This window comes from Pelotomaculum sp. FP, from assembly GCF_004369245.1.
GTDB lineage: Bacteria > Bacillota > Desulfotomaculia > Desulfotomaculales > Pelotomaculaceae > Pelotomaculum_C > Pelotomaculum_C schinkii.
Genome location: NZ_QFGB01000002.1, coordinates 132,929 through 154,817, shown reverse-complemented (window position 1 = coordinate 154,817; position 21,889 = coordinate 132,929). Strand labels below are relative to the sequence as shown.

Annotated in this window: 22 protein-coding genes, 3 tRNA genes and 5 pseudogenes; 28 read left to right on the top strand and 2 right to left on the bottom strand. The window is 48.0% G+C overall.

Annotated elements, in window-relative coordinates; genetic code table 11:
- The first annotated feature begins 3 nt into the window (after positions 1-3).
- Entirely contained in the window at positions 4-216 is a 213-nt protein-coding gene (locus Psfp_RS01585; protein WP_134216798.1) for a DUF951 domain-containing protein, read from the top strand.
- A 201-nt stretch (positions 217-417) separates the two neighbouring features.
- On the opposite strand, the gene Psfp_RS01580 is transcribed toward Psfp_RS01585, so the two are convergent.
- Complete coding sequence (locus Psfp_RS01580) at positions 418-744, bottom strand: carbohydrate-binding protein (RefSeq protein ID WP_134216797.1); 327 nt, start codon at positions 742-744, stop codon at positions 418-420.
- A 207-nt stretch (positions 745-951) separates the two neighbouring features.
- Between Psfp_RS01580 and rpsF the strand changes: the two genes are divergently transcribed.
- The 27 genes and pseudogenes from rpsF to Psfp_RS01440 all read left to right on the top strand — a co-directional run bounded on the left by rpsF (position 952) and on the right by Psfp_RS01440 (position 20,022).
- On the top strand, positions 952-1,239 hold the full coding sequence (gene rpsF / locus Psfp_RS01575; RefSeq protein WP_134216796.1) for a 30S ribosomal protein S6: 288 nt from the start codon (positions 952-954) through the stop codon (positions 1,237-1,239).
- A gap of 69 nt (positions 1,240-1,308) precedes the next feature.
- Positions 1,309-1,722: a single-stranded DNA-binding protein gene (gene ssb / locus Psfp_RS01570; protein WP_134216795.1), complete on the top strand. Its 414-nt coding sequence runs from the start codon at positions 1,309-1,311 to the stop codon at positions 1,720-1,722.
- 54 nt (positions 1,723-1,776) lie between these two features.
- Complete coding sequence (gene rpsR, locus Psfp_RS01565; RefSeq protein ID WP_134216794.1) at positions 1,777-2,007, top strand: 30S ribosomal protein S18; 231 nt, start codon at positions 1,777-1,779, stop codon at positions 2,005-2,007.
- Positions 2,008-2,358: 351 nt separating this feature from the next.
- Entirely contained in the window at positions 2,359-2,676 is a 318-nt protein-coding gene (locus Psfp_RS01560; RefSeq protein WP_134216793.1) for a MazG-like family protein, read from the top strand.
- 4 nt (positions 2,677-2,680) lie between these two features.
- Entirely contained in the window at positions 2,681-3,646 is a 966-nt protein-coding gene (locus Psfp_RS01555; RefSeq protein ID WP_192895224.1) for a DUF2232 domain-containing protein, read from the top strand.
- A gap of 71 nt (positions 3,647-3,717) precedes the next feature.
- Positions 3,718-4,170 carry a 50S ribosomal protein L9 gene (gene rplI, locus Psfp_RS01550; protein WP_134216791.1) on the top strand — a complete coding sequence of 151 codons (453 nt, stop codon included), beginning with the start codon at positions 3,718-3,720 and terminating at the stop codon, positions 4,168-4,170.
- A gap of 327 nt (positions 4,171-4,497) precedes the next feature.
- Complete coding sequence (lonC, locus tag Psfp_RS01545; RefSeq protein WP_134216790.1) at positions 4,498-6,438, top strand: Lon family ATP-dependent protease; 1,941 nt, start codon at positions 4,498-4,500, stop codon at positions 6,436-6,438.
- A 47-nt stretch (positions 6,439-6,485) separates the two neighbouring features.
- Positions 6,486-7,817 (top strand): replicative DNA helicase, encoded by a 1,332-nt coding sequence (gene dnaB / locus Psfp_RS01540; RefSeq protein WP_134216789.1) that lies wholly within the window; start codon positions 6,486-6,488, stop codon positions 7,815-7,817.
- A 267-nt stretch (positions 7,818-8,084) separates the two neighbouring features.
- Positions 8,085-9,473, top strand: coding sequence for an NAD(P)/FAD-dependent oxidoreductase (locus Psfp_RS01535; protein ID WP_134216788.1), 1,389 nt, complete (start codon positions 8,085-8,087; stop codon positions 9,471-9,473).
- An 11-nt stretch (positions 9,474-9,484) separates the two neighbouring features.
- The gene (locus Psfp_RS01530) at positions 9,485-10,771 is read left to right on the top strand and encodes an adenylosuccinate synthase (protein ID WP_134216787.1); all 1,287 of its coding nucleotides are present in this window, start codon (positions 9,485-9,487) and stop codon (positions 10,769-10,771) included.
- A gap of 350 nt (positions 10,772-11,121) precedes the next feature.
- Positions 11,122-11,197: transfer RNA gene (locus Psfp_RS01525), tRNA-Lys, on the top strand.
- 21 nt (positions 11,198-11,218) lie between these two features.
- Positions 11,219-11,294: transfer RNA gene (locus Psfp_RS01520), tRNA-Glu, on the top strand.
- 103 nt (positions 11,295-11,397) lie between these two features.
- Positions 11,398-11,472, top strand: a tRNA-Gly gene (locus Psfp_RS01515).
- 251 nt (positions 11,473-11,723) lie between these two features.
- A pseudogene (gene hydE / locus Psfp_RS01510) lies at positions 11,724-12,349 on the top strand ([FeFe] hydrogenase H-cluster radical SAM maturase HydE); the annotation flags it as partial.
- 49 nt (positions 12,350-12,398) lie between these two features.
- Positions 12,399-12,805 (top strand): annotated as a pseudogene (locus tag Psfp_RS01505) ([FeFe] hydrogenase H-cluster maturation GTPase HydF); the annotation flags it as partial.
- Between the two features lie 230 nt (positions 12,806-13,035).
- A pseudogene (locus Psfp_RS01500) lies at positions 13,036-13,221 on the top strand (4Fe-4S binding protein); the annotation flags it as partial.
- 19 nt (positions 13,222-13,240) lie between these two features.
- Entirely contained in the window at positions 13,241-13,660 is a 420-nt protein-coding gene (locus Psfp_RS01495) for a hypothetical protein (protein WP_134216784.1), read from the top strand.
- Positions 13,647-14,045 (top strand): metal-dependent transcriptional regulator, encoded by a 399-nt coding sequence (locus Psfp_RS01490; RefSeq protein ID WP_205079435.1) that lies wholly within the window; start codon positions 13,647-13,649, stop codon positions 14,043-14,045. The genes Psfp_RS01495 and Psfp_RS01490 overlap by 14 nt, the downstream gene beginning before the upstream one ends.
- Positions 14,046-14,112: 67 nt before the next feature.
- A pseudogene (locus Psfp_RS01485) lies at positions 14,113-14,561 on the top strand (DUF134 domain-containing protein).
- Positions 14,562-14,757: 196 nt separating this feature from the next.
- On the top strand, positions 14,758-15,585 hold the full coding sequence (locus Psfp_RS01480) for an MBL fold metallo-hydrolase (protein ID WP_134216783.1): 828 nt from the start codon (positions 14,758-14,760) through the stop codon (positions 15,583-15,585).
- Positions 15,560-16,963: a thioether cross-link-forming SCIFF peptide maturase gene (gene scfB, locus Psfp_RS01475; RefSeq protein ID WP_348981096.1), complete on the top strand. Its 1,404-nt coding sequence runs from the start codon at positions 15,560-15,562 to the stop codon at positions 16,961-16,963. Before Psfp_RS01480 ends, scfB begins: the two co-directional genes overlap by 26 nt.
- Before the next feature lie 21 nt (positions 16,964-16,984).
- Positions 16,985-17,380: an iron-sulfur cluster assembly scaffold protein gene (locus Psfp_RS01470; RefSeq protein WP_134216781.1), complete on the top strand. Its 396-nt coding sequence runs from the start codon at positions 16,985-16,987 to the stop codon at positions 17,378-17,380.
- A gap of 67 nt (positions 17,381-17,447) precedes the next feature.
- Positions 17,448-17,939 (top strand): flavin reductase family protein, encoded by a 492-nt coding sequence (locus Psfp_RS01465; protein WP_134216780.1) that lies wholly within the window; start codon positions 17,448-17,450, stop codon positions 17,937-17,939.
- Between the two features lie 118 nt (positions 17,940-18,057).
- Positions 18,058-18,474 (top strand): annotated as a pseudogene (locus Psfp_RS01460) (DUF4213 domain-containing proteins); the annotation flags it as partial.
- A complete protein-coding gene (locus Psfp_RS01455; RefSeq protein WP_134216778.1) occupies positions 18,386-18,838 on the top strand; it encodes a thioesterase family protein in 453 nt (150 codons plus the stop codon). The pseudogene Psfp_RS01460 and the gene Psfp_RS01455, both read left to right, overlap by 89 nt.
- Positions 18,839-19,385: 547 nt before the next feature.
- A complete protein-coding gene (locus Psfp_RS01445) occupies positions 19,386-19,712 on the top strand; it encodes a type II toxin-antitoxin system RelE/ParE family toxin (protein WP_134216776.1) in 327 nt (108 codons plus the stop codon).
- Positions 19,713-19,734: 22 nt separating this feature from the next.
- The gene (locus tag Psfp_RS01440; RefSeq protein WP_134216775.1) at positions 19,735-20,022 is read left to right on the top strand and encodes a helix-turn-helix transcriptional regulator; all 288 of its coding nucleotides are present in this window, start codon (positions 19,735-19,737) and stop codon (positions 20,020-20,022) included.
- 385 nt (positions 20,023-20,407) lie between these two features.
- Here Psfp_RS01440 and Psfp_RS01435 read toward each other — a convergent pair whose 3' ends face one another.
- Positions 20,408-21,856, bottom strand: a complete 1,449-nt coding sequence (locus tag Psfp_RS01435) for a nicotinate phosphoribosyltransferase (RefSeq protein ID WP_134216774.1) — start codon at positions 21,854-21,856, stop codon at positions 20,408-20,410.
- Positions 21,857-21,889: the final 33 nt, after the last annotated feature.

Here is a 21,889-nt window from a genome sequence, read left to right as displayed (position 1 = left end):
GATTTGCATAAGTATACTGTCGGGGATGTGGTCAGGACGAGAAAACCCCACCCCTGTGGCGGCGACCTGTGGGAAGTCATTCGCACTGGCGTGGATTTCCGGATTAAATGCCTGAAATGCGGGCGGGTTTTGCTGCTGCCGCGGCCTAAATTTGAAAAAGCGGTTAAAGCGGTGGTCCAACAGGGAACACAAAGCCCCCCGGAACAGCTGTCCTGAAAATGCAGGTGCGAATTCATTCGCACAAAAGTTACTTTAGATGCCCAAGTTCGGCGCTGGCGCGCCGTGTGCGATTGAAATTCGCACCTGCATCATGCGTGGCGCCGCGCTAGCGGCGTGGGTAGCTATCATGAAAATAAGTTGCATCATTTGATAAGCTATAACACGAGAAATTGTGGGTGGAGAATTATTCGCGCCGGACTACTCGGAAATTCGGTAGGCCCAGTTCGTTCCGTTGTTGTTGTCCCAGTGGTTGGAATTGTCTTTGAAACAAAAGTTTAGCTGGTTGCCCTTTTCTAGCCGTACAGCCTTTTCCCATCCGTCGTTGCGTTGCTCCATCGGCTGGTCGATTGTTTCGAGCCAATCCTGCTGTTCCCCGTACCCGTAGTGCAGGTAAACGCTGGCAGCGCCCTGGTTTGCCAGGAGACCCTTGTAAAGTATGCTTACATGCCGTCCGTCTTCCGAAAGCGGTTTAACCTGTACGCCTTGGATGGAATGAGAGTAGGTAAAAGGCTTAATTGAGCTCACAAAAGCACCTCCCAATATATTCACCAGCATTATTGTGCGCCGAAGGCCTTTGTAATATTAGCTAAGCGGAAGAGGACAAATTTCCCATTATCCTTGTCAATTTTAAGTCCTTGTGCTATAATCTATAGGTCAAAATTTGCATTTGACGTTCCACCCTGCTCTACCCCTGGTGTAGGGCCGATAGTCCAAAGGGAGGAGGTGAATGGTTTGCGCAAGTATGAGGTAGTCTTTGTGCTTCGTCCGGATCTGGACGAGGAAAAAAACGCGGCGGTAGTGGATAAATTCCAGTCTTTAATTGAAAGCCACGGTGGAGAGATTACAAAACTCGACAAGTGGGGCAAGCGCAGGCTGGCTTACGAGGTGAAAGACTTCAGAGAAGGCTTTTACATCCTGGTCAAAATGAATGCAGAAACCAAAGTGGCTGCAGAGCTTGATCGCGTTTTTAAGATTACGGATGAAGTGCTGCGACATATCATCGTCCGGGAGGACGAGTAGCGCCAGGTAGAGCATAACTACCTTTAGCGCTGACCGCTGGAAAAAGATTAACTTAAGGCGGTGAGAAAAATGCTAAACCGGGTGATTCTAATAGGCCGGCTTACCAAAGATCCAGAGCTTCGCTACACACCTAACGGTGTTGCGGTAGCCAGGTTTACCTTGGCCGTGGACCGGCGTCAGGCCAAGGACCGGGAAAAAGAGGCCGACTTTATTGACATCGTGGTATGGCAGAAACAGGCCGAAAACTGTGCCAACTATATTGGCAAGGGGAGGCTGGTGGCGGTCGACGGTAGATTGCAGATACGCTCTTACGACGACAGCCAGGGTATACGACGCAAAGCTGCCGAGGTAATTGCCGAGAATGTGCGTTTTCTGGATCGCGCCAAAGAAGGCGGATCTTCATATAACGCCAGTCACCCCAACCACGCCGACGAGGGCATGGGGAGCGAAATTAGCTTTAATGAGGATGATATACCGTTTTAATAAATGACCGGTACCAGCGCAGCGGGCCGGTATGAGGAGGTGCGCGAATAAATCGTGAAACGTGAAAGAGGCCGTCGCGGTAAAAAAAGGATTTGCAGTTTCTGTGTGGATAAAATGGAAGCAATTGATTATAAAGATATACCTCGCCTTAAAAAATATATCACCGAACGGGGCAAAATTCTACCCCGCCGCATTTCTGGAAACTGCGCCGGACACCAGCGCATGCTGACCACAGCGGTTAAGAGGGCTCGTAATATAGCGCTCCTGCCGTTTACAGCGGAATAGTAGCTACCGGGGAGGCCAAGGCCTCCTTTTTTAATTAAACATGTCTTTTCGCGGGCACAGGGGGGCCGGCCGAAAGCGCTACGGAGCGCCTGGGCGCGTTCTCCGTAGCGCGTGCAAGCATGTTTATGAAGCTTGCATAGAAGCGTAGTGAACTGGGGGCTGCCTGCAAAGCGGCAGGTATGATGAATAGTAGACCATGACCTCTTTTGTGAAATTATATTGAAAGCTTCTAGGCCAATACATTTGGGGCAACAAATAACAGGCAAATCGGCCATGATAGGGGCAGGAAAAGAAATCGCTCCTGAAGAATAGTTAAAGGTCAAGTGTCAAGTCTACCGAAGGAGGATACCCATGTTACCCGGCAGTCAGGAGGGCGGTATTGCCAAGAATATTAAAATAATCGATTGGTTAAAGGCAGATTTGATTACCTCCGTTTCTGCGCTTTTCAAGGCCATGCTTAGAAGCAATGAGGAGTTAATCATGGACGCGCTGGCCAGCTTGCACATCACTTGCTATGTATTAGGCCGGCGGTTGGGTATTAATTTTAACCGACTCGACTTGAAAGTGGAAGCAAAACTGCGTAAGGGCATCGACCAGGAGCATGAGGTTGAAAAATGGTACGGCGACCTCTCGGGTCTGTTAAATTATCTGGCCGAAAAAAAGAGGTGATTCTTTGCTGACCGGCAATAAGACCAGAGCCCTGTCGGAATGGGCTTTTTTTACATCCCTGGCGATTCTGTTTGTTCTGGCTGGTCTTTATGTACCGTTTCTCGGTCTTCTAGCCACAGTAGTTTTCCCCCTGCCGTTGATACTGTTGGTTTTACGGCTTGACACCCGCTACGCCGGCCTAAGCCTGGCGGTGGTTGGAACCAGCCTGTTTATTTTGGTTCCCGGCCAAACTCCGGCCTTGCTGATGCTTTTACCGGCAGGTTTGCTGGGTGTTTTGTACGGTTTACTGTTTAAAAATCAGGTATCCCCCGGTATCAGTATTTTTGCGGGACTGGCCGGGGCGGCTGTTCTTACGCTCCTTTCAGCTCTGCTCATAGATGTCATTACAGGCATAAAGCTGTTTACTCTGGACCAGGACAGCCGGTTGTTTGTCGAGCAGTGGCTGGAAGCGAACAGTAGTGTGAATGTTTTTAGCGACTTGCCCCCTGAGATGCAGGGAAACTTAAATCAGAACGTTACGAGCCTTTTTGAACTATTCATTCCGGGTCAGTATATTGTAGCTTCGGCTTCCGGCGCAGTTTTATCGTATTTTGCGGCCAGAACCGTGCTCAGACGGATGCAGTATGAGTTGCCGCCGGTCCCCGCCTTCAGCAGGGTATATGTTCCATGGTATGTCATCTGGGGTCTTATTTCAGGATTGGGGATGACCCTGGCGGGTGATTTTTTATCAATACCGCTGGTGGGGAAGATAGGAAAGAACATCCTTTTCGTCTTGTTTTATTTTCACCTGGTGTTGGGAGCCTCTGTCGCCGCGTATTTTTTCCGCAGCATCAAACTGGCCAGGCCTTTCAAACTGGCGCTTTTGGCCTTGGTCTTAGTCTACCTGCCCTTCAGTGTTTCTGTTTTTTTGATGTTGGGAGTGATTGACCCTCTGATAAACATGCGTCAGCTGCCGGAAGCGAAGGAATAATCCCTTATAGGGGCCGTCCAAGTGTTTTTCATGCAAACAGGCTGAGGTTAGCTTTCCAGGAGGTAATGGATATGAAAGTAATACTGCTAAAAGATGTACCCGGCCAGGGCAAGCGGGGGGACGTAATCAACGTAGCGGAAGGCTACGCCCGCAACTATCTGCTGCCGCGCAACCTGGCCAGCGAGGCTTCCCAGGGAAAGATGAAGGAACTGGCCGAGCGACAGCAGGCGAATGCGTTAAAAGGGGAAAAGATAAGGCGGGAGGCGGAAGAACTGGCAGCCCGCCTGGGAAAGATTACAGTAGTTGTGCAGACTAAAGCCGGTGAGGGCGGCAAGCTCTTCGGTTCTGTCAACAACAAGGATGTTTGCGACGCCATGGTCTTACAACATCGTATCAGGCTTGACAAAAAGAAGGTTATTCTGAAGGAGCCCATCAAGCAGCTTGGAGAGTATTCTGTGGTGGCCAAACTACATCCGGATGTACATGCCGAGATTAAGGTCAAAGTGGTTGGGGAGCAGGTTTGATTAACCATCATCTTTTGCTGGGTTTGGTCCGGTTGTTTGTGCCCGTAAACTGTAAACGCCGGGTTGTTCAGTTAGTTCACAACCATAACGCGGCGCCGGCAGAGTAGGAAAACGCAGCAATGTGGGTAACACCGGGTCTTTCAGGTTTTGCCTATGCCTCTATCGCGGCGACTTGAGCCGTGCGATTTTCTTTCGCACACGGCGCGCTGGCGCCGAACTTGTAGGGAGCGAATGCAGCACTTGTCGAATGAATCGCCCCCACATTTTGGGGTTATCGCTTCTTATGCCGGACTCTTATTTTTAGGGTAGCACTGAAAGGAGCACAACATGAAAGTATTCCTCGAAAAGTTTATCGGAGGGAACAAAAACGAAACCTCTGTTAAACTGAAAGGCAACGAGCAAATTAAACGCCAGGTTACGGCTATGTTTGGCCTCCTGGCTGACCTGTACGGCTCCGACAAGCTGGTCCTGCGGGCCGGCAAGTTGGATGCCCTGCAGTTCATGCGCTCCGAAAGGATGGAGGAAAGAGTACTGGCCCTCCAGAAGTTGGTTTTCGAGGATCCAACCTTTAATACCCCGCCCGAGCAGGAAGCCATCCCGGGCATATTGGAAGAGATAGAAGAAGAGATTGCCGATAATATTGCCCGGCGCACGGTCGAAGACCAGCTGGAAAAGAAAATCAGCGAAAAGCTGCAGCAGCGCCACGAGGAGTATGTCAAAGAAATAAAAATGCAGGTTATCAAGGAGAACGCAGGTCCGGAAAACGCCCACACTTTAAAGAAGCTGGCCCTCCTGGAAAAGATGGAGCAAAAAAAACTGACCACCTCCGCCATGGAGTTTCTGCGCCCGGCTTCCTTTGAAGAAATTGTTGGCCAGTCGCGCGCAATTAATGCCTTATTGGCCAGGCTGGCATCTCCCTATCCACAGCATATTATCCTTTATGGACCGCCGGGTGTAGGCAAAACCACTGCAGCCAGGCTGGCCCTGGAAGTGGCTAAAGCGGCCAAGGGGACGCCCTTTGCCAGGGAAGCGGCCTTTGTGGAGGTAAATGGCGCCACCTTGCGCTGGGATCCCCGTGAAGCTACAAACCCGCTCTTGGGCTCAGTGCACGACCCTATTTACCAGGGAGCAAAGCGGGATCTGGCTGAGACGGGTGTGCCGGAACCCAAACTGGGATTGGTCTCCGACGCCCACGGTGGTGTGTTGTTCATTGACGAAATCGGGGAAATGGACCCCCTGTTACAGAATAAGCTTTTAAAAGTGTTGGAGGATAAGAGGGTCTTTTTTGACTCCTCCTATTACGACCCGCATGAACCCAACGTACCCCAGTATATTAAAAAGCTTTTTGAAGAAGGCGCCCCGGCAGACTTTATCTTAATCGGGGCGACCACCCGCGAGCCTGAAGATATTAACCCGGCCATCCGCTCGCGTTGCGCCGAGATTTTCTTCGAGCCGCTAACGCCAAAAGACATCCAGGCCATTTTGACACAGGCGGCCGGAAAACTGGGTGTGTTTTTAGATAACAGGGTGGCCGAGGCTATCAGCGAGTACACCATTGAGGGCCGTAAGGCCATCAGCATCCTGGCAGACGCCTACGGACTGGCCTGCTATCGTGATAAGACGGATTGCGGATGTCCCGCGATAACCCTTGAAGATGTCCTGGAAGTGGCTCAGGTAAGCCGTCTCAGCCCCTATGCAACCTGCAAGGTTTCCAGCCGGCGGGAAGTGGGGAAAATTTTTGCGCTGGGCGTGCTGGGCTACCTGGGGTCAGTTTTAGAACTCGAAGCAGTGGCTTTTCCCGCCCGCAGCCAGGGCCAGGGGGCCATCCGCTTTAACGATACCGCCGGCAGTATGGCCAAGGACTCCGTGTTCAACGCCGCCTCTGTAATACGCAAACTGACAGGCGAAGACCTCAGCAATTATGACCTGCACGTTAATGTGGTGGGTGGCGGCAGAATAGACGGCCCATCAGCTGGTGTAGCTATTTTCCTGGCCATCTTAAGCGCTATTCAGGGGCGCCCCATACCCCAGGATATAGCCGTCACCGGCGAGGTGTCCATCCAGGGCAAGGTCCGCGCGGTTGGAGGAGTATGCGAAAAAATATATGGCGCCAGGCAGGCCGGCATCAAAACCATCCTGCTGCCGGCGGAGAATGAAAATGACGTGCCTTCCGAGGTAAAGGGCATTCAGGTGGTGCTGGCGCACACTGTTGAAGATATCATCAGGCACGTGTTTCCACCCACGGATGTTGATGAACTGGTCAGCTGATTGTTTATTGAAACGTACGGCTTTCATTTGTTAAAAAGGAGATCATTTTGTTAGACCGAATTCCTCCCCAGAATATAGATGCGGAACAGTCCGTGCTGGGCGCCATCCTTATCGACCGCGAGGCTATTTACAAGGCGATGCGGGTGCTCCAGCCGGGCGATTTTTACCGGGAAAGCCACCGTACCATCTACGAGGCCATGCTCTTCCTGAATGAAGCAGGGAGCCCGGTGGATTTGATCACGCTCAGTGATCAGCTGAGGCAGCAGGGTGACCTGGAAAAAGTGGGCGGCGTAGCGGCTATCGCCACTCTGGCGGAAATGGTGCCAACTGCCGCCAATGTGGAGTACTACGCCCGCATCGTCGAGGAAAAATCGCTCCTGCGCACCCTGATCAACCTGTCGACGCGCATTGCCGGTATGGGGTACGAAGAACACGAGGAGCCTGAAAAACTGATCGCCGAGGCCGAGCAGATGATCATGGAACTCGGTAACCGGCGTACCAGCCAGGCCTTTTTCACAATCAAGGAAATCTTCCTGCAGACCTTCCCGCACCTGGAGTTCCTTTACAATAATCGCGGCGTTGTAACCGGCGTGCCGACATCCTTTGGGGACCTGGACCAGATCTGCTGCGGATTTCAGCCAAGCGACTTTATTATCCTGGCGGGGCGTCCCAGCATGGGCAAAACCAGCTTAGGGTTATGTATAGGCTATAATGCCGCCATGAAGCACAATATCCCGGTGGCGGTGTTCAGCCTGGAAATGTCAAAGGAGCAACTGGCGCAGAGGATCCTCTGCGCGGAGGCGAAAGTCGACCAGCAGCGACTTCGCAATGGTACCATTGATGAGGAGGACTGGCTGAAGCTGCACGAGACGGCCGGTAAAATGGCCAAGGCGCCAATATATATTGACGACACCCCCGGTATCAGCATCCGCCAGCTGCGGGCCAAGGCCAGACAGCTCAAGTCTGAGAAGGGGCTAGGGCTGATCGTGATCGATTATCTTCAATTGCTCCAGGGCAGCCGTCGCTCCGAAAACCGCCAGCAGGAGATTTCAGAGATATCCCGTTCCCTTAAGGGACTCGCCAAGGAACTGCAAATCCCTGTACTGGCTCTGGCTCAGCTCAGCCGGTCTGTGGAGCAGCGTCCCAACAAGCGCCCGGTGATGTCCGACCTGCGTGAGTCGGGTTCATTGGAGCAGGACGCCGATCTGGTCATGTTTATTTACCGCGATGAATACTACAACCCCGAATCGGAGAAAAAGGGCATCGCAGAGGTCATTATCTCCAAGCACCGCAATGGACCGGTCGGCAGCGTCGAACTGGTTTTCCTGAAAGAATATACCAAGTTTGTCTCCATTATAAAAAACACATCAGACCATTGACAGCCCTCTCCAGGGCTCTATACAGGTGTTAAATCGTCCCTGGCCGGCCGCAGGCCGGGATTTTTTGTCTTGACAAGATTTCTTTGGTTTGTTAAGATCTTTGTGTTGTTTAAAAAAGGTTCACTCACTACTACAACTACATTTTCGGGGACCACACTGAAGCACTCAAATGGCAACTGGTATAAGGTTTGTTGTTTGGGTTATTTTTATGCCGGCAGGGAAAAATATCATAAAGCTTCCTACCCAAAAAAGGGGGAGGGAATATTTTTGAGTAAATTGTATGATGTTGTCATCGTAGGCGCCGGACCGGCCGGGATTTTCACGGCGCTGGAGCTGGTCAAGTCCGGCAAGGATTTAAAAATTTTAATTATCGATAAAGGCCGGGCGATCGGCGACCGGTCCTGCGTAGCCCGCGTCCAAAACGCCCCGTGCAGCAACTGTTCTCCTTGTTCGACGGTGTGCGGCTGGGGTGGCGCCGGAGCTTTCAGCGATGGCAAGCTTACTCTTTCCACAGAGATAGGCGGCAGCCTGGAGCAATACATCGGGGAAAGTCGCCTGGCTGAACTCATTGATTATGTGGACCGTACTTACCTGAGCTTTGGCGCTCCTGAAAAGGTCTACGGCCTGGAGAATGAAGAGGCAATCCAGGAGGTCCAGCGGCGCGCCGTACTTGCAGAGTTGAAGCTGGTGCCGGTCAGGATCAGGCATATGGGAACAGGCCGCTGTAAGGAAATCCTCCATAGAATGTACGAAAGCCTGGTTTCCGCCGGGGTTGAAGTGAGAACCTCCACTTCGGCGGAAGAGGTGCTGGTGGAGAACGGGGTCGCGCGTGGTGTGACCTGCCGCAACGGGCAGGTGATCACAGCCAAACAGGTGGTTCTGGCGCCTGGCCGGGAGGGCGCCGGCTGGCTCTGTGACGAGGCTCAACGTTTGGGACTCGAGACCACCATCAATCCTGTAGATATCGGGGTCAGGGTGGAGTTGCCGGCAGCCGTGATGGATCCCTTGACCAGTATTTTTTACGAAGCTAAATTCATTTACTACTCCAGGACCTTCAACGACAAAGTACGCACTTTCTGCATGAACCCGAACGGGGAAGTGGTGCTTGAAAATAATGACGGGCTCGTTACGGTAAACGGGCACAGCCACGCATATAATAAGACGGAAAACACCAATTTTGCCGTCCTGGTCAGCAAGACCTTTACCGAGCCCTTCAAAGAGCCGATTGCTTACGGCAGGTACGTTGCCAGCCTGGCTAACCTCCTGGGTGGCGGAGTTATTGTGCAAAGCCTGGGTGACCTCATTTCGGGCCACCGCTCCACCAGGGAAAGGCTGGCCAAGTGCATGACCGTACCAACCCTGGCGGAGGCCACGCCGGGTGATTTAAGCCTGGTCCTGCCGTACCGCCACCTGATGGGCATCGTAGAGATGCTCAAGGCGCTCAATGAACTGGCGCCGGGGGTTTATTCCAGGTATACACTGCTCTACGGGGTAGAAGTCAAGTTTTATTCTTCCCGCCTGGCCCTTACAGGTTCCCTGGAAACACGGGTGAAAAACCTGTTCGCGGCCGGGGACGGCGCCGGTATCACCAGGGGCTTGGCCCAGGCCTCTGCGGCCGGTGTGGTGGCGGCCAGGGAAATTATTAATAGGATTTAGGGGGTAACCTGATGTCTACAGTGGTTCTAGTCGGCGCCCAGTGGGGCGATGAAGGAAAAGGGAAGGTAACGGATTTCCTGGCCGAAAAGGCCGACCTGGTGGTCCGCTACCAGGGGGGCAACAATGCCGGACACACGGTTGTGGTGGGTGACCGGGAGTTTAAGCTACACCTGATCCCTTCGGGCATACTTTACCCCGAAAAAATTTGCGTCATCGGGAGCGGTATGGTTATCGATCCGGGGGTTCTGCTCCAAGAAATGGAAGCCCTTAAGAATAAAGGGATCAGTATTGATAACTTGAAAATCAGTGACCGCGCTCATGTCATTTTCCCTTATCACCAGCGACTCGACCAGGTGGAAGAAGAGCGCAGGGGAGATAATAAAATCGGCACTACCGTCCGCGGCATCGGACCTGCCTATATGGATAAATCGGCGCGTGTCGGTATCCGTATGGTTGACCTGCTGGATCAGGATGAATTCGCTTCTTTACTGGAAGCCAACATCGAAGTTAAAAATCACCTGCTTACCAAGGTCTACGGGATGAATGCGCTGGATTACCCCAGCATCCTGGCAGAATACCGCGGTTACGCCGAGAACCTGGCCAAGTACGTGGCTGATGACTCTTTGCTTATCAATGAGGCCTTCAAGAAGGGGCAGAACGTGCTCTTTGAGGGCGCTCAGGGCACCCTGCTGGATATTGACCATGGCACCTATCCCTATGTCACCTCTTCGCACCCGACTGCCGGGGGCGCCTGCCTGGGCGCAGGGGTTGGACCGACCAAGATTGACCGTGTCATCGGCGTTGCCAAAGCTTATACCACGAGGGTCGGGGAAGGTCCCTTTGCCACGGAACTTGAGGACGACACCGGCGAGTACATCCGCACCCAAGGGGGCGAGTTCGGCACCACCACCGGCCGGCCACGCCGCTGCGGTTGGTTTGACGGGGTAGTGGCCCGCTATGCCGTGCGCATCAACGGCCTGGACTATCTTGCCATCACCAAGCTGGATGTCCTGAGTGGTCTGGAAAAGGTTAAAATCTGTACCGGTTACAACTACCGCGGGAGAATTATTGAAGAATTTCCGGCCAGCCTCAGGGTTTTAGAAGAGTGCGTGCCTGTCTACGAGGAGTTTGACGGCTGGCAGGATGATATTACTTCAGCCAAAACACTGTCGGATCTCCCAACTTCCGCCAGAAAGTACCTGGAACGGGTCAGCGAAGTCGCCGGTGTGCCCATAGCCCTGGTTGGCGTCGGCAGCAGGCGCAGCCAGACCATTCTAACAACCGAACTATACAAATAATCTAAATACCCCCGGCCCGGCCGGGGGTTTAGTATGTGGGTGTGAATTCATTCGCACAATGACCCCACAGAAATGCATGTTATTAAAGGATTGGCATTAATTCCTGAAACGCTAGGAGGTTATGCCCAGTGATCCCCTTTGCAATTTAAACCAGCATAACGAATTATAATACGGGCGCATATACTATTGTTCTGCCGGCGCCTCCGCTGTATAAGAACGATCCAACCAAAAAAGGAACCTATTCAATATTTAGTTAATGCTTTTTATCTGATAATCCTTTAAGTTTTATATTTTTTAGTGGTTGACACCCCATCGGGGTTATAGTAATATATCTATCTGTAAGGCTTGTTGGGCCATTAGCTCAGTCGGTAGAGCACCTGACTTTTAATCAGGGTGTCCCGCGTTCGAGTCGCGGATGGCTCACCAATTTAATCCTTGCGAATATACGGCCCCATGGTCAAGCGGCCTAAGACACCGCCCTTTCACGGCGGTAACCCGGGTTCGAATCCCGGTGGGGTCACCAAGACGTATAACGAAGCAGCCTTGGACAGGCTGCTTTTACCATCAAACAACAAGTCTGAATAACTTGCATTTTCATCTGGATCAGGCTATAATAATAGAACTAAGCGGGTGTAGCTCAACGGTAGAGCATCAGCTTCCCAAGCTGAGGGTTGCGAGTTCGATCCTCGTCACCCGCTCCAAGAAAATCAAGGGTTCCGAAGCTTATAGGTTTACGACAGGATGAATTTGACGACAATATTGACGACAACCAGACGTTTTGAATGAAAAAAGCTTAGGTTTTTGACCTGAGCTTTTAATCATTTTCGCCAACGTTCCATTAAATTAAAAAGTTGGTTTTATCTCTGAAACCATAGAACGGGCATAGAAGGGGCTTTAAAGTGTTACAAATACAAATCCTACCAGATAATTTCCCCCCTGTCCTGGGGCATTTTATAAAGAGCTGTTTGACGCAGATGTCGATCGCTACCTTCTCCGACATGAAACGGCGAATGAAGACCATTACGGGAAACTTCATCCGCCGGAGCTGAGTCTGAACAACCGTAAGCGGTGCTTATATAACCTAAAGGAAATCGGATACCAGGTCGGAGCCGGTTTTATGGTGGATTCTCCTTATCAGACCTATGAAACGCTGGCGGAGGATTTCCTTTTCCTGTGGGAACTGGACCCCCATATGATCGAGATCGGTTCGTTTATCCCGCATAAGGATACAAGGTTCACCGGATTTTATCATCCCTCCTCCCGCCATACACTCATTTTGCTGTCGCTTATCAGAATCATGCTGCCGAAAACCCTGCTTCCGGCTACCACCGCGCTTGGCACCGTAGACGACATGGGCCGGGAAAAAGGGCTTATGGCGGGCGCAAATGTCGTAATGCCGAATTTGTCACCCTTAAAACATCGATCAGATTATTCACTATATGATAACAAGCTTTGTAAAGGCTGGGAAGCTGCCGAGTATCTGCCGGGGCTTGCCCGTCATATTGAATCCATGGGTCTTACGCCGACTTTTCACGTGGAGATCATGTGGACTTACAAAAAGGAGGTGCGCCGACATGAGAACGGAACACGATATGCTCGGCGAGATGCCAATTGACGACGGCCCTACGCTGATCTGGATGAAATGGTGCGGGGCATCAAACGCATTGAACGTCTCTCTCCGGGGGACAAGGTATTGATTGTGGAGGGCTGCATCCATCACAGGCAGTCGGATGACATCGGCAAAGTAAAAATTCCCCGTTGGATACGCCAGATCGCGGGCGGAGATATCAAGTTGAATGGGCAAGCGGCGCGTGTTATCCCAGAGATATTTCGGAATACGCGGTTATCGTCCATTGCGGCGGCTGCATGTTAAATCGGAGGGAAATGCAGTATCGCGTCGAAAAGGCGCGCGAGCAAGGCGTCTACATCACGAATTACGGTATACTCATCGCCTATGTCATGGGAATCCTCCCAAGGGCGCTGAAGCCTTTCCCCGTCGCAAGCCTTGCTCTGGAGAAAAACGGCTTGGTATAAAATAAGACATTCAGAAAAGAAATGAACTTATTTTATTTTCTATAAATTCTTTAACGGGATTTGGTTTTTGGAAGAGGGCTTTACGGCTCTCTTTCTTTTTTTGCAGAAATCATTTAATTAAATTTTCATATAGTTATTGACATATGCCCATAATAGGGTTATGGTAGTTATGAGCATATGTCAATAATTATTTAAAAAAAGACTTATGTTGGTTTGTAACAGCAAAATTATTAAAGGAGATGAGCTCTATGGCAGCTATGGTAAACAAGGAAAAATGCATTGGCTGCGGCCGATGCGAGGATGTGTGCCCTGTAGGGGCAATCAAACTTGAAGATGGTAAAGCAGTCATAAGTGACGAATGTGTTGAATGCGGTGCATGTGTTGGAGAATGTCCAAGTGAAGCAATAAGTTTATAAGTTCATGAGGAGGTCTTGTATGATTGAAATTGCAAAAAATGATTACTATACAATGACTTATGATGGAACAGATAACTGCATTTATTGGGTAATGAAAGGGTTTTGGAAAGACATGTCCGTTGTGCCCGATTTCAACAGCGATTGGGATAAAGCAATAAAAATTACGAGACCTGGCTGGAAGATTTTTTCTGATGCCAGCCAATGCAAAGTAATTCCTCCGGAAGTACAAGAGGCGAAAATTCAGAACCAACAGAGATTATTAAAAAGCGGATGTATAAAAATTGCACGTATTGTAGACAGTGCAATCACAAAAATGTCTTTTAACAAGGAAATCAAGGAACCCGGCATGTCTGGTGTTATCAAGCAGTTCAGCAGCGATAAAATACACGAGGTGCGGAACTGCTATGATATGAGGCTCTTGAAAAATGAAGCAAAATAGCCATACAGGGAAAATTACTCCGTCCAAAGAGGATTATTTGAAGGTTATGCTGGAGCTTTCAAACGATGAAGGCATACATTCAATTGACATTGCAAACGCCCTTGGTATTTCCAAAGCCAGCGTGAGTTGTATGATGGGAGTTCTTAAGGACGAAGGATACGTTACTAAGGAGAAGTATGGCACCGTTACATTAACGGAGAACGGTCGAAATATAGCTGTCAACGTAAAAAGAAGGTATGAGTTACTCAAAAGGTTTCTTAACGATGTTCTTGGCGTGGAAGCTGCCACGGCTGCCGGGGACGCATGTCGTATCGAACATTTAATTAGTTCCGAGACAACGGATAAGATTGATCGGCAGCTTGAGAAGCTTTCTGAGTATAAATAATAAACTTATTTTCATCGGATTTAATTAACATTTATGGTGATGTGATTGGCAAGACAAATGGAGGAAAATTGAGAATATTCCCACTATCACCTACTTCATCCCGTCGGATAAGGATGTTGCAGAGGTTCCTGAAAATATATTAAAGCTTGAAGAACTGGAGGCAATACGCCTAAAGGATTTGGAGGGTCTGGAGCAGGGAGAATGCGCCGAGAAGATGGAGGTATCCCGCCCCACCTTTCAGCGAATCCTTTTGTCTGCAAGAGAAAAAATCGCCGATAGCTGGTAAACGGAAAGGTTATTCACATAGAGGGCGGCAACTTCACCCGGAATATCTGTCCGGTGAGATGTATGGATTGCGGCAAGGAATGGATGGAAAGCTTTGAAAATCTTGAATCCATAAAAAACGGAGAATATTCATGTCCCTCCTGCGGCTCAACTAAGGTTACCTGTGAACAAAACTGCAAAGGGAAGTTTTGTCGAAGAAACTGCTGGCGGCACGGCTGGAGGAATGAATAAAAACCAAACAGGAATGGTGTCAAGGTCAAAGAGACATTATAGTCTTTTTGGCCTTGTTTTTTTATTTATCTTTGTTTTGAGTTAAGATATGTTTTAAGTATAGATATTGACATATGATCATAATTGTACTAAAATAATTGTTGTGGGCATAAGCCCACAATTTATGTTTATTGATGGCTAAGGAGCTGTTTAATATATGAAAATGCATATCCTTACGGATAATAGGACGAATAAACGCGGCTTTCTTGCGGAGCATGGTTTGTCCATCTATATTGAGCATGAAAAAGCCAATATTTTGTTTGATACAGGCCAGTCCGATGTGTATTGCCGTAACGCTGCACAAATGGATATGGATTTCAATAAAACCGACTGTATTGTGCTCAGCCACGGCCATTATGACCATTGCGGCGGCTTGATTCATTTTCCGAAGACAGATAGGTTCCCGAAGGTTTATGTGCATGAGTTTGTCTTCGCAAAAAGGTATGCACAAAACGCTGACGGAAAGAGCTGTCGAGAGGTTGGCATCCCCTGGTCGTTTGATGATTATAGCTTTATAAAAAACAATATAGTGTTTACCCGAAAGAATTTGCAGATAGCTCCCGGTGTTAATCTCTGTGGAGAAATACCAAGCACCCTAGCTTTTGAAGGAGTTCCTGAAGGATTTTATACCGGGGATGATGTGGATAAGTCTGTTGATATGATGAAAGATGAACAGATGCTTATCTTTGATACCGGTAAAGGGCTTTGTATATTTCTCGGGTGCAGTCATCCCGGTGTTGTAAACTGCTTGAATTACGCTATAAAGCAGTTTCCCGGCAAAAAAATTGATACATTGGTGGCCGGGATGCATTTGAACAGCGTAAGCCCGCTGCGCCTGCAAATGACTATGCAAGCAATGCTTGATTTAAATATACAAAGGATTATCCCCTTGCACTGTACGGGCATATTCGCTATCTGTGAAATGAAACGGTTTTTGGGCGATCGGTGCCTTCCCTTGTGTGCGGGTGATTCTTTGGAGTTGTAAAGGAGATCGGATTTTTGTGGTTCATACTTATTCGCTTAACGGATATAACATTGCAATAGACGGAAACAGTGGAAGCATTCATATGCTTGACGATATAACCTATCATATGCTGAAAGATACAAATGAAATGCCTTCGCTGGTAAACGTACAAGAAAAACTTAGAAAGAAATACACCGTCAATGAAATCAGCGAAGCTTACAATGAAATAAAATCCCTGAATGAACAGGGTATGCTTTTTTCTTCTATAAAAAGTCTGGAAGAGGCTGTAGGCTCAAAGCAGATGAATAACTGTTTGAAGGCCCTTTGCCTGCATGTATCCCATGACTGTAACTTACGATGCGAATACTGCTTTGCATCAAGCGGAGATTATAACAGCGGGCGCATGTTAATGAGCAAAGACGTCGCGCTGAAAGCCCTAGACTATCTTGCCCGGAATTCAAAAGGCAGACGTAACATAGAGATTGATTTTTTCGGCGGTGAACCGTTGATGAATTTCGATGTGGTGAAAGAAACCGTCGCCTATGGCAGGAAGGTTGAAAAGATCACCGGTAAGCATTTCTATTTTACGATTACAACAAACGGCACCTTACTCGACAAAGAAAAAATTAATTATATCAATGAGAACATGGATAACGTTGTAATAAGCATTGACGGGCGAAAAGAGGTCCATGATGCGGTTCGCCACGACCGGGCATGCCGTGGGAGCTACGATAAGGTTATGCCACTGGCCAAAGAGCTTGTTGCCGGAAGAAACGGTAAAAGCTATTTTATTCGCGGCACCTTTACGGCAAGGAATAAAGACTTCTCAAAAGATGTCATGCATCTTGCAGATATGGGTTTTAAGGAGATATCCGTCGAACCTGTGGTAGGCTCAGCGGAAGATTTATATTTCAAGGAATCCGATATCCCGGAAATCTTAAAAGAATACGAAAATCTGGCATTTCAATATATCGGGCGGTTATCCGATGATCGTAAGTTCCGCTTTTATCATTTTAATATCGACCTTTACGACGGACCATGTTTGTTTAAAAGAGTAACCGCCTGCGGAGCCGGATATGAGTATCTGGCAGTGTCCCCCGAGGGGAATTTGTATCCATGTCACCAGTTTGTCGGACAGGATAAGTTTGTTATCGGGAATGTGTATTCCGGTATCAATAACAGTAAAAAGTGCAATGAATTCATGAAAAATAATATCCTTAGCAAAGAAAAATGCAGGGATTGCTGGGCGAAGCTGTTTTGTTCTGGTGGATGTCACGCAAACGCATATTTTTCTAACAGCAGTATTTCAGAGCCCAATGAGCTTTCCTGTATTCTCCAAAAGAAAAGGATTGAATGTGCAATTATGATACAGGTATTAAAGGGCGATAAGGCCATTTAACTTTTTACGAAAGGACGTGATATGTGTTGCGATGTATTTACAGATTTGGTAATGGAGCATTTTATGTGCCCGAGGAATGTTGGAAGCATGCCTGACGCGGACAGTGAAGGAACCTGCGGAGACCCCGGCTGCGGCGACAGTCTTACGATTTATATTAAAGTGAAAGATAACGTGATTACGGATATTAGCTTTTTAGTGTTTGGATGTGTCGCAGCTATAGCAACAAGCAGTATGACAACGGAGCTTGCAAAAGGGAAAACTTTGGAAGAAGCATTGAAGATCACTGATACCGATATTGCAGACGCCCTTGGCGGGCTTCCTGAGCACAAGATGCATTGTTCCGTGCTTGGGTCGACGGCGCTGAAAAACGCAATTGAAAAATATCATGCCCGGACATCAAAGCTTGAAGAAGCTTGATTAAAAATTAAGCGGTTTTAAATTATTAATTACATAAAAAACATCTTTTAGAAAGGATTCTTGTAAAATGACGAAAAAACAGGCCAATATGAAATCCTGCCTCCAGCCAATGCCGAAGGTGCTCGTTTCCTGCCGGGGTTTAAACGGAGAAAACAATGTATTGGCAGTGGGATATTGCGGTAATTGCAGCTATGCCCCGCCTATGGTCATGGTTGGCATTGTTCCGACAAGGTATTCCTATCAGATGATCAAAGAATCCGGATGCTTTGTAGTAAACCTTGTTGACAAAAGCTATCAGAAAACCTTTGATTATCTAGGAAGCCACAGCAAGCGGGACGGGGATAAATTGTCAGCTATGAATGTTCGGCTCCAGGATGGCAAGAAAGTCAATGCCCCTATCCTGCCCGATTGCCCTGTTAATATCGAATGCAAAGTGGTTGATTCCATTGTAACAGGTTCGCATGAAATGTTCATTGGCAGAATTGAATATGTTCATGCTGATGCAAAGCTTACGGACATTGAAGGTAATATTGATTTTTCGCAGATAAAATTTCTTTAAACGGTTGTAAATATGTTTATGCAACCAGCAAGGAATAAATCATGATTGTTGATGAGTGAATTGATCAAGCTCTTGCTATGGTTCAAAGCAGAAAGGTTATAGATGGGGATATACCTGCGTTATGCTCGAAGGCGGTGCCTGCGGGCTTGCGTATACTTTTAGGAATGAACTCGGAAGCTGTTGCGTGATTCTGGACGTTGCCGGCAATCTTATCGGAATGAACGCTGATAAAATCATACCGTGGGCAAAGGAAAGTGACCGGCTTAAAGCTGCGATCGGGCTTGCCGCTGCCAATGCCGTAATAAACGATCCGGGAAAAAATTGGGATACTGGAAACGTATTAAATGCTTTTACGCTTCACGAATCGAATATATTCGGCATGGTCGGAGAGTTTAACCCGATTCTATCCAACTTTATCAGAACTATCTGGGAGGAGGCGCCAGGTAATGCAGACAGAAACCAGATTTATAGCAAGATATGCGGAAACGGACCAGATGGGGATTATTCATCATTCCAATTATGTGGTATGGTTTGAAGCCGGGCGAACGGACTTTTTAAAAAAGGCCGGGGTTTCCAATACAAACATCGAGGCGAAGGGTATTCTTCTTCCTTTGTATGAAATGAATTGTCAATTTAAAAGTCCCGCAAAATATGAAGATGAAATTATGGTTCTCACAAGCCTTAAGCAAATTTCCCGCGTTCGTTTGTATTTTTCGTATCAGGTGGTAAATGCCGTAAATCATAAGCTTTTAGCCACGGGCGAAACTATGCATGCATGGACAGATAAGGCATTAAAACCTGTCAATGCAGCAAAAACAGTTCCGGATGTGTATTCCCTGTTAATTAAAAGTTCAAAGACTGGTAAGACAATTGTAAACCAAAAAACAAAGGTTTACTAAAATTTAATTCAATAACTCAGAGCAGATGGCCTGGGATCAATAAAAGCTTAACAAGGCCATCTGCTTTTTCAATAACCGGATAAATAGGTAAAATGCGAAAAAATGGACATGAGTCAACTTTTTAAAGTAGGAAGCGTTTTTGAGGGAATAGCAAACGACCCTGGGTTATTTAAACAGGTGTACGTGTCGGGCAGGACCATAGAATGGCCTGACGGAGCTACGCTAGATCCAGATGTACTTTATCATAAAAGTTTACCGTTTAATTTAAGATAAGGAATCTACGATAAAAGAGAGAAAAATTATTATCCCTACCCCAAATAAAAACAGTCATTTACGGTTTTCCGTAAGTGGTTTTTTTATCCTGTTTTCTAATCACGGTTTTGGTTCCAAAACAGGCCGGTGCAGACCAGACCGGTACGATCCGGACCGGGCCAAAGCCTTTTTAGCGAAATAGTTCATATAATTAGCGCAATATTTATTGAGTATACATCATGGATGATGTATACTTTTCTTAGATTGAAAATATAATATATTGTGAGGCTACCCAATGAGAGTATTTACCTACCACACAAGCGGAGGTAAAGATTTAATCCTAGAATACCTGGACAGCTTACCCAAGGACGAATCAGCGCTCGGATATGCTATAATCAAAAGGCTTTCAAATCAAGGATTTGACGCTCTGGAGGGCCTAACTACAAGGCAAATTAAAGTCAAGTTATGGGAGATTAAGTTCCGCACGAAAAACCGGATTTTTTACGTTGTGGTTGAACAGGGAAGCGTTTATCTGCTTCACGCTTGCAAAAAACAGAAAGGAAAAGCAGAGTTATTCGAGATTGAAACGGCTGAAAAAAGGATGAAGGAAGTATTAAGTTAGAAATATTAAAGGAGTGGTTGTGATGCCGTTCAAGGAAATAGACATTAGCAGAATAATAAAAGAAAAAAGCGAGAAAGACCCGGAATTTAAAGAAGCGTTCCGGGAAGCAAGTGCAGAGCTTGATTTAATTGCTCAAATAATTAAAACCAGGAAAGCAAAAGGATTGACGCAGAAAGACGTTGCTGATAAATCCGGCTTGACCCAACAGATGGTATCCCGTATAGAAAAAAGAGAATACCCTCCGAATTACAAAAACCTGGTTAAAATCGCCGATGCTCTGGACACTAAATTAGAACTTGTCTCCAAATGATTTTTTTACTCGTTCATGATGAATTTAAATATGCAAACAAATGTTCTGACAACAACTGTGACGACAACGCGATTTAATTTTTGCTTTTATAATGAGTTGTACATTGCGTTCATAGAACCCGTAAAACCGCGTTATTTAAGGTGTCTTCTGTTTGTGACTCTTACATTTTTCTTGTTTCCTCAAATTCCCAAGCTGAGGGTTGCGAGTTCGATCCTCGTCACCCGCTCCAAGAAAATTTAACCCTCATAAAGATTATTTAATCTTTGTGAGGGTTTTTTTACGCCTGAGCATCATTTTCGTCTGACTTAAGAACTAAAAACATCATCTTTACATTGTATTTTGGGTCACCTGGCAGCCTGGTCGACCTCCGGCCGCAGCTAATAACTTAATTTCTCTGTTTGGTGTACTGTTTAATCAGTTCCATTCTGGTATTCCAGACCTTTTCGCTCAGGTCGACGGGATAAACCTCGGGGTTGAGACTGCGCAGGTACTCCGGCCAGAAGAGGGACAGTTGGCTTTTGTGATGGTTTTTAATCTCTTTCAGGGACGGCGGGTCAAACACCTGCTCCCCGTCAATAAATATAGGTTCGAGCAGTTCAACCGCCTCGAAACCGGTTACATATTTATAGAGCCAGGTGTGTACAGGGTCAAACATTTTAATGCGGCCCAGGCTCCGTACGTCCTCATCCGCCATGGCGATGTAATCGCCCCCAGTCTTGCCCGTATCCTTCTTGATAATCCTGTACACTGTCTTATAACCGGGTATGGTAACTTTTTCAGGGTTGCTCGAGATCTTGATGGTCGGGACATAAACTCCGCGCTCTTCCTTGGCGGCCAGCTTGTAGATGCCGGTTAGCGCCGGGTCGTCCGCGCAGGTAATCAGCCTGGTGCCAACTCCCCAGCTGTCTATTTTGGCTCCCTGGGCTTTTAAATAGCATATTTTATTTTCGTCCAGGTCGTTGGACGCAACGATTTGGACGTAATTCAGGCCGGCCTCGTCCAGCATCCTGCGGCATTCGATAGAAAGGAAGGCCAGATCTCCGCTGTCGAGGCGGATTCCTTTCATCCTCTTGCCCACAGACTCCATGTATTTGGCGGTTTTAATCGCGTTGGGGAGGCCTGATTTCAGGGTGTCGTAGGTATCCACAAGCAGAATAACGTTATCAGGTAAAGCCTTGGCGTAGTTGATAAAGGACTCTGCCTCTGTGCCGTGAGCCTGGACCCAGGCGTGGGCGTGAGTGCCCTTGCTGGGAATGCCGAACATCTTCCCGGCCAGGAGGTTGGAGGTGGAGTCAAAGCCGCCGATATAGGCGGCCCTGGTTCCCCAGATAGCGGCGTCGGCTTCCTGTGCCCGCCTGGTGCCGAACTCCATCAGGACGTCGTTGGGGGCCGCCTGTCTGATCCTGGCGGCTTTGGTTGCAACCAGGGTCTGGAAATTAATAAAATTCAGGATGGCGGTTTCTACCAGCTGAGCCTCAAAAATCCTCGCCTCCACCTGGACCAGCGGTTCGTTGGGAAAGACCAGCGTGCCCTCCCTGACCGCTTTCAAATTGCCGCTGAACCTGAATTTTCTCAGCTCGTCGAAAAAACCGGGCTCGTAATTTTCCTCCTGCTCGGCCAAATAGGCGATATCCTCTTCGGTGAACCTGAGATTGTTGATGTAGCTGATAATCCTTTCCAGACCTGCGAAAACCGCAAAGCCGTTGCCGAAAGGCAACTTTCTGAAAAAAGCTTCAAAGACACACTTTCTGTTCTCCGTACCATGTTTCCAGTAAGCGTACATCATATTGACCTGGTACTTATCGGTGTGAAGAGACATGTTATCGTACTGCAAGTTCCATTCCCCCCTCCACAATCATCAAAAATA

Coding starts and splice junctions, on each gene's coding strand:
- ssb (WP_134216795.1), top strand. CDS start 1,309: ATGCTAAACCGGGTGATTCTAATAGGCCGGCTTACCAAAGATCCAGAG.
- Psfp_RS01560 (WP_134216793.1), top strand. CDS start 2,359: ATGTTACCCGGCAGTCAGGAGGGCGGTATTGCCAAGAATATTAAAATA.
- rplI (WP_134216791.1), top strand. CDS start 3,718: ATGAAAGTAATACTGCTAAAAGATGTACCCGGCCAGGGCAAGCGGGGG.
- lonC (WP_134216790.1), top strand. CDS start 4,498: ATGAAAGTATTCCTCGAAAAGTTTATCGGAGGGAACAAAAACGAAACC.
- Psfp_RS01530 (WP_134216787.1), top strand. CDS start 9,485: ATGTCTACAGTGGTTCTAGTCGGCGCCCAGTGGGGCGATGAAGGAAAA.
- Psfp_RS01495 (WP_134216784.1), top strand. CDS start 13,241: ATGATTGAAATTGCAAAAAATGATTACTATACAATGACTTATGATGGA.
- Psfp_RS01490 (WP_205079435.1), top strand. CDS start 13,647: ATGAAGCAAAATAGCCATACAGGGAAAATTACTCCGTCCAAAGAGGAT.
- Psfp_RS01480 (WP_134216783.1), top strand. CDS start 14,758: ATGAAAATGCATATCCTTACGGATAATAGGACGAATAAACGCGGCTTT.
- Psfp_RS01470 (WP_134216781.1), top strand. CDS start 16,985: ATGTGTTGCGATGTATTTACAGATTTGGTAATGGAGCATTTTATGTGC.
- Psfp_RS01465 (WP_134216780.1), top strand. CDS start 17,448: ATGACGAAAAAACAGGCCAATATGAAATCCTGCCTCCAGCCAATGCCG.
- Psfp_RS01455 (WP_134216778.1), top strand. CDS start 18,386: ATGCAGACAGAAACCAGATTTATAGCAAGATATGCGGAAACGGACCAG.
- Psfp_RS01445 (WP_134216776.1), top strand. CDS start 19,386: ATGAGAGTATTTACCTACCACACAAGCGGAGGTAAAGATTTAATCCTA.
- Psfp_RS01440 (WP_134216775.1), top strand. CDS start 19,735: ATGCCGTTCAAGGAAATAGACATTAGCAGAATAATAAAAGAAAAAAGC.